Below are 7,039 nucleotides of genomic sequence, written 5' to 3' on the forward strand. Positions count from 1 at the left end.
GGGTTCGATCGCGGGTGCGGCGCTGGCCGGCGCCGGCGGCGGCGGGGTGGCGCAGTACGCGCGCGGCATCGTGTCCGCTCACCGGACGACCACCGCCGAGCGGCCGAGCGGCCCGGTCCGGCCCGCCGCACGGGAGGACGAGGAGGAACCACCCACCTACCTCGAAAGCATCGACGAGGGAAGCGAACTCGTCGGGAAACTGCCCCTCGTCACACCCGCGGTGATCGGCGAATAGTCGTGGGGCATTGGGTGTTGAGCGGTCCGCAGTTCTCGGCGTTGTGGGCCCGGACCGGACAGGACCGCATTCCGTATCCGTTCAAGGTCACGAGCACGCTGGCCACCGCCGACGAGTACGAGGCGGAGCAGCGCCGGATCCGCGCCGACTTCTCCGGCCCCGAACACGACCCGCTCGGGTTGGCACTGCTGGTGCTCGCCGAACCCGACCTCCGGATCGAGATCTCCGGTTCGGCAGGTGTGGACGGCGGTACCTCGATCCGCATGACGGGCGCCCTGGCACGCGGGCACGGGATCGCGGCGGTGCAGCATCCGGGCGCCGAAGTGGTGATCCGGAGCTGCGAACCGTACGACGTCGGCCGGCAGCTGATCGCTCAGCTCCCCGACACCGACCCGGGCACGGCGGCGGGCATCGTGGTCCCGCCGACACCGGCCGGGAGCGCACGGGCAGCCCGGATCCTCGACAGGCCCTCGACGAGCCAGGGGGTCGTCACCGTCGTCCGCGGCTCGCGGCACTCACCACGCCCCGTCGGCGGTCTGGCGTGGCGGGACATCGAGGGCGACGGCCGGTACCTCGTGTGGGGCGATACCGCCGTGGCCGTGGAACCGGGCACGTCGTGGGACCTCCTCGACGCCGTCACCAGGCTGACCGGACGGATCGCGGCCGGTCACCCCGTCTGAGCGCGCCACCCCCTCCTGCGCTGCGGTCTCGGCGATCGCCGCTACCGTATAGAGCGGAAGTAGGTGATTCGTGGTCGACCCGGACGGAGCAGACATGCAGGACTTCGATCTGGATTCGAGTGTGAACCGCGACTGGGCCGAGTTCCAGCGGCGCCTCGCGGACTATCTGGCAGCGATGCAGGACGAGGACCTTCTGGTCCTGGAATCGGGGTTCGAGGAGCTCGACGAATCCCAGGGGCTGATGCCGTGCATCCAGTTCGTCGTGTGGGACGGGGACACGGTGCGCTGCGAGGTGCCGTCGAACCATTACCTGCACCCCGACCGCGCACTGACCGACGCCGAGCAGACGTACCTCACCGAGCTGGGCTGGAACCGGCCGACCCGCGGTCCGGACGACGAACCCGATGACGGCTCCCCCGCGTTCTACGTCGACAAGAAGCTGTCGTGGTCGGATCAGCTGGCCGCGATGGCCGTGGCCGCGTTCCGCGACGTCTGGGGAATCACGCATCCCGCGTTCCTGAGCACCGAGACGTCGAGTACGGATCCCGAGGCCACGTTCGACCCGGTTGCGGTGCGGCCGCCGCTGGTCGCGCAGCTCGACCCCGCAGCCGCCGTGGTCCCGCGCGACGTCGAGCACCTCCACGAACTGATCACTCTCGCGTTGGTCCCGATGCTCGGGCTGCTGCCCGAACGCGACCCGGACGGCGACGTCCCGATCCGGATGGGCAACACCATCTTGTTCGTCGGCCCGCTCGCCGACACCGTCGACGTGCAACTGTTCGCGCCGCTGGTGCACGACATCAGCGACCGCACCCGGGCCGCCGAGGTCACCGCCGACCTCAACCGCATGTGGTCGCGGATCAAGTTCGTGCTGGTCGACGACCGGTTGTCGGCGTTCCTGGAAGTGTCGGGTAACCCGTTCGTCCCGCAGCACCTCACCGACAGCTGCAAGGCGTTCTCCGATTTCCTGCGCACCGTCGACAGCGAGTTCGSGTCGCGGTTCGGTGGCGAACTGTTCTTCAACCGCGACTCCGGACCCGACGGGGAACCCGAACCGGACGCGGCACCTCGCACCGAGAGCCGGATGTCGTCGACCGACCTCCCGAAGGAACTTCAGACGCTGTTCCATCTCGATCCCGGGCCCGGGATCGAAACCGATCCGGCTGTCGTCGCCGACGTCTGCGGTCACGACCGCGACCGGATCCTCGTGCTCCTGGACACCGGCACCGCCTGGGTGTCCCGGTTGTGGGAGACCGACGACGCGTCCGCCGACCAGTGGGAGCGCGTCGTCGGCGCCCTCCGCCACGCCCTCCGGACCGTCGTGCTGCCCCCGACGACGGGCGCTCCCGACACCAAGCCGCGGCCTGAGCAGATGGGACTGTTCACCAATCCCGAGGAGCAGACCCTGTTCGACGATCCGTCGTCCTAGAACCCGCCCTTTCGACGATCGGTCCGGGTTTCCCGGGATGTGGCGTACTGTCAGCACTATCGGAGCCGTCCAGGTTCCGCATTCAGGGATGGTCCATGGCTGACAAATCGCCCCGCAATTCCATGTCGAAGAAATCCGGTAAGTCGCTGAAGGAGAAGCGCGCCGACAAGAAGATGAAGACGAACGGACAGAGCGATCCGGAAATCGTCTCGCACGTCAAGAAGCGCTAACGCCCGTGCGCCTTTCTGGTAGCGGCAGCAACCACAAAGGCGCACAAGCCGTCAGGCGACGACGGAGCGCTGGGGGACGCCCGAGTACTCGCTGAGCGGGCGAATCACACTGTTCGACGCGCCCTGCTCGATGATGTGGGCGGTCCACCCGGTGATTCGGCTCATCACGAACATCGGCGTGAACATTTCCACGTCGAATCCCATCAGGTAGTACGCCGGACCGGTCGGGAAGTCGAGATTCGGCGCGATCCCGGTGGCGTCGGCCATCGTCTTCTCCAGGATGTCGTACATCCGCACCCACTTCGCGCCGCCGGTGGCGGCGGCGATGTCGAGCAGTGCCGCCTTCATCGTCGGTACCCGCGAGTCACCGTTCTTGTAGACCCGGTGGCCGAAACCCATCACCTTCTCCTTGGCGGCGAGTGTGCCCAGCAGCCACTCCTCGGCGCGGTCGGGCTCGCCGATCTCGAGCATGTCGTGCATGACGRCCTCGTTGGCGCCGCCGTGCAACGGACCCTTCAGCGCCCCGATCGCCGCGGTGACCGCACTGTAGATGTCGGACAGTGTCGACGTCACCACGCGAGCCGCGAACGTGGACACGTTGAAACTGTGCTCCGCATACAGGATCAGCGACACCTCGAACGCCTTGACGACGGCCGGATCGGGCACGTCCCCGAAGCACATGTTCAGAAAGTTCTCCGCGAACCCCAGGTGCGAGTGCGGTGCGATCGGGTCCTGTCCGCGCCTGCGCCGGAAGTCGGCGGCCACGATCGTGGGCAGCACCGCCGTCATGCGCAGCGCCTTCGCGAGGTTCTCGGACGGCGAATTATCGTCCTCCGCCGGGTCTTCCGCGCCGAGGTAGCTGTTCCAGTTGCGCCGAGGTAGGAAGTTCGTTGTACCAGAGCAGGTACGCCACCTCCTCGAAGCTGCAGTGCGCTGCCAGGTCCTGCACCGCGTAGCCGCGGTAGGTCAGCGAATTGGTCTCCGGCACCACCCGAGAACGGTCGTCCCGATCGGCGCGGGCTGCAAGGTCTGCGACCGGCCCGCGAGCGCGCAACGCGCCTTCCCACAACTGGGCCGGGCCGTTCTCGTCAACGAGGACAGCAGCGGCCATCTCCCGTATCCGCAGGGCCGGTAGGCGCTCCGCGCCCGTGCGCGGTTAACGAGTCCAGGGACTCGTCGACCACTCACGGGCGGTAACGCTGCTCGCAATCGTGACGACTAGGACTTCGGATGCTCCTTCGTTCGGGATGAGCGCCTGCGACACGGGTGGGGGCACATGAGCGACGGCGCGGACAGGCGCAAGGACCGCTGGACGACGGGACTCGTCGTGGTGTCGATCATGGCGTGTGGGGTGATCGTCGCGGGACTGCTCGATACCGGATCCGGCCCGGCGACCGTCGACCTCATCGCGGACGGTCCCGCCGAAGCCCCGTCGTACGTCACGCCGACGGTCGAGTATCCCGTCGACATTCCCGGGTGCGCGACGGTGGAACCGCCGTCGGAGGGGGAAGCCTTCGCCATGTGGGTCGGAGGCGAGCAGAGTTACGACAACCCGCGCTACCCGTGGTTCTCGGCACTCAAGGCCTCGGCCATGACTGCCGCCGTCCTCGACGCCCTGCCGGAGGCGGTGGAGATCCCCCTCGTCAGCCCCACGGAGTCGTTGCTGTTCGAGCCGATTCCGGAGTACGAGCAGCCACCGGACGTCGAGGACGACTTCGGCGGCGTCACCAGCGCTCGGGGACCACTGCTTCGGGACTCGTCCCCCGGGTCGCTGTGGTTGTCGGTCAGCAAGGYGGACAGGCCGATTCCGCCGTGCGTTGCCGGGGAACTCGACCGTCGCACGACGCTGCCCGACGGCACCGTGCTGGATGCGGACGACACGTGGTCCGAGTACGACGGCCACCGCACCCTGTCCCGGAGCGTCGCCGGCTACTTCCCGGACGGCACGTGGATCCATGCCGACGCCACCGACGAGAACTTCGCCGAGGCCGACCCCGGCTCGAAGTACAGCGGCACCATCCCACTGAGCCTCGACGAACTCACCGCCATCGTGCTGCGTCCCGAACTGTTGGCGAGTACACCGGTTCCGCCGGGCACCTCGCCTCCCCCGACGGCATGCGGGTCGGGGGGCGGCTCCGAGGACGAGGGACCGGCGCTGACCCGCGCCGATCTGGACCGGCTGAATGCCGTGCTCGACGACGCGTGGCGCGATCAGCGCATCGCGCTGTCGAGACCGCTCGGATCGCTGCAACTGGCCGAGTACAGCGACAACGCGGTGTGTGAGAGCGTCGACGTCACCACACCCGGATCCGAGGGGACCCTGCGGATCTCGATCGCGGGCGGCTACACCGTGCCGCCCGAGCCGGACAAGTACGACCCGTCCTACGACCCGCAGGCCGCGAAGGCCACCCGACTTCCGGACGGTTCCGTGTTGGAGCGACGGGACGGGTACACCTCCGCGGCGACCGTCCCCGGTGAACCCGCCGTCGACGAGGCCGGCCGTCACGTGACGCTGACACGGCCGTCGGGCACCCGGGTGTCGGTCAGCTCGACCTCCACGCTGCCGGCCACTCCGCTCCCCTACGAGCTTCTCGAATCCCTGGCCACGACCCCCGGACTGGAGCTGTAGCCGACATGGGCCTCGACAAGAGCACCCGAAACCTCTGGGCCGCAGCGCTCGTGGCGATCGTGACCGTCGCCGGCGCCGTAACCACCGTGATCGTGCACCCGGAGTCCCCGAAGGTGAACATCCCCGGGCTCACCGGTTTCGTGGGCCCCGACGCCCCGGAGGCGTCGCCCGATGCACCCGGCGCCGAGTGGTCGCTGGATGCGGCCGCCACCTACGATCGGCAGTTCGCCGTCTTCCGCAACCCGGTGTACGGCAGCGGATTCGACTCGGGCGAGCCGGGATTCGTCGACGCCGGACAGGTGCTGGTCACCATGATCGGGTTGGTGAACCAGCAGACGTCGGCGCTGGACGAGACGCGGTTGGTCGGGGTGGACGCCGACACCGGATCGGTGCGCTGGGCGGCGCCGGTCGAGTCGCTGGGCGGGTGCGCCGACACCCTCGCTGCCGGGCGGATGGTCTGTTACACGACTCCCTTCGAGGACGCACCCGTCATCCTGGCGGTCGACACCGACAACGGGTCCGTGACCCGCACTCCCACCGACTGGACGATCCTGGCGATGACGGCTGCCGACGACTGGCTGTACGTGATGGAAGGCGACCCGGAATCCGACGACATCCGGGTGCACAGCGGTGTGCCCACCGACCCCGACGCCCGCTGGTCGCAGCGGTTCGATCTCGGTTCGGCGTGGGAGGACGCGTTCGGTCACCTCATGAGCACCGAGCACGGTCAGGGTGTGCTCGAACTCGGCGGGGAGGTGACGGGGTTCGACCTCGCGACCGGGACTCCGACGTTCACCCGCACCCTGCCCGACTGCACGCAGTCCGCCCGGGCCACCGAGGGTGGGGTGGTCGTCCGCGTCCACAGCGACTGCACCCTCAGCAAGGTGCTGGGCTCCGAGGCCGTCGATCGCACCGGTCGCGTCCTCGCGGCATCGGATGTGGAGGCCGCACACACCCTCGCCGTCGATCGCCCCGCCGACAGTACGATTCCGGTGCTTCTCGGCGACGGTGCCTACGACCGGACGACGGGCGAACTGCTGTGGACCAGCCCCGCTCTCGTGTCGACGCCACGGGTCGACACTCCGGAGTCGTACGGCCCGAACACCACGCAGGGCACCGCTGTGGCCGTGCTGGGCGAGGTGGCATTGCTGCGCGACTACGAGGGCAAGACCGAAGCCGCACTCGACCTGAGGTCCGGGGAACGGTTGTGGCAACGACACTCCGACTCGTACGGCACCGTCGTCGCCGCGGAGGGCGACACCGCAGTGTTGCTGGAATCCGATGTCCTGCGCGCCGAGAACGTCCGGTCCGGCGAGGAACTGTGGGTGCTCCCCCTGCAGACCGTGATCGACGACGACTCGTGGGGCAGCACACCCGTCGTCGCGGCGTCGAGCCCACGCCTGGTCTATATGACGTCGGGGACGATGGTCGGGTTGGGCTCAGCGAGGTGAGTTGCTACGTGCCGGGCCGGACGAAGTGCACGAGCTGGCTGACGTTGAGCTGCCACCGCTCCTGCACATCGAAACCGTAGGACCGCACGACACGGTAGTTGGCGCCGAGCCGCACCGGATCACGGGCATCGACGGCCGCCCAGGTGTGGCTGTCGACACCCGCGGACCGGTTGGTCAGCAGCCAGATCGCGGAACAACTCCTGATCCGGTCCGCGATGCGGTCGGGCGCCAGCGTCTCGTCCCACAACCCGCCCAGTTCCGCGGCCGTCGATCCCCGCGAGATGTCGCGGAGAGCGGCGAAGGCGGGCGGATCCACGGTCTCGACGGTGCGCATCGGGCCGGGATTCCAGACGTTCTTCAGGTCGAACAGCACACAGTCGCCGGG

Annotated in this window: 5 protein-coding genes and 4 pseudogenes; 7 read left to right on the plus strand and 2 right to left on the minus strand. The window is 68.6% G+C overall.

Annotated elements, in window-relative coordinates; all coding sequences use genetic code 11:
* The 4 genes and pseudogenes from AC1D1G_RS39030 to AC1D1G_RS39045 form a co-directional block, all read left to right on the plus strand.
* Positions 1 to 235, plus strand: a pseudogene (locus AC1D1G_RS39030) (PPE domain-containing protein); the annotation flags it as partial.
* Between the two features lie 14 nt (positions 236 to 249).
* Entirely contained in the window at positions 250 to 915 is a 666-nt protein-coding gene (locus AC1D1G_RS39035) for an ESX secretion-associated protein EspG (protein ID WP_477956272.1), read from the plus strand.
* Positions 916 to 985: 70 nt separating this feature from the next.
* Positions 986 to 2,344, plus strand: coding sequence for a T3SS (YopN, CesT) and YbjN peptide-binding chaperone 1 (locus tag AC1D1G_RS39040; protein ID WP_477956273.1), 1,359 nt, complete (start codon positions 986 to 988; stop codon positions 2,342 to 2,344).
* A gap of 95 nt (positions 2,345 to 2,439) precedes the next feature.
* The gene (locus AC1D1G_RS39045) at positions 2,440 to 2,574 is read left to right on the plus strand and encodes a hypothetical protein (RefSeq protein ID WP_005254130.1); all 135 of its coding nucleotides are present in this window, start codon (positions 2,440 to 2,442) and stop codon (positions 2,572 to 2,574) included.
* A 51-nt stretch (positions 2,575 to 2,625) separates the two neighbouring features.
* Here the strand turns inward: AC1D1G_RS39045 and AC1D1G_RS39050 are convergent.
* Positions 2,626 to 3,565: pseudogene (locus AC1D1G_RS39050) on the minus strand (citrate/2-methylcitrate synthase).
* Here AC1D1G_RS39050 and AC1D1G_RS39055 point away from each other — a divergent pair.
* The 3 genes and pseudogenes from AC1D1G_RS39055 to AC1D1G_RS39065 form a co-directional block, all read left to right on the plus strand.
* Positions 3,566 to 3,709: pseudogene (locus AC1D1G_RS39055) on the plus strand (short-chain fatty acyl-CoA regulator family protein); the annotation flags it as partial.
* A gap of 141 nt (positions 3,710 to 3,850) precedes the next feature.
* Positions 3,851 to 5,203, plus strand: coding sequence for a hypothetical protein (locus AC1D1G_RS39060; protein WP_477956274.1), 1,353 nt, complete (start codon positions 3,851 to 3,853; stop codon positions 5,201 to 5,203).
* Positions 5,204 to 5,208: 5 nt separating this feature from the next.
* Positions 5,209 to 6,654, plus strand: a complete 1,446-nt coding sequence (locus AC1D1G_RS39065) for an outer membrane protein assembly factor BamB family protein (RefSeq protein WP_477956275.1) — start codon at positions 5,209 to 5,211, stop codon at positions 6,652 to 6,654.
* A 4-nt stretch (positions 6,655 to 6,658) separates the two neighbouring features.
* Here AC1D1G_RS39065 and AC1D1G_RS39070 read toward each other — a convergent pair.
* A pseudogene (locus AC1D1G_RS39070) lies at positions 6,659 to 7,039 on the minus strand (glycosyltransferase family 39 protein); the annotation flags it as partial.

The organism is Rhodococcus sp. P3_B8 (assembly GCF_056402775.1).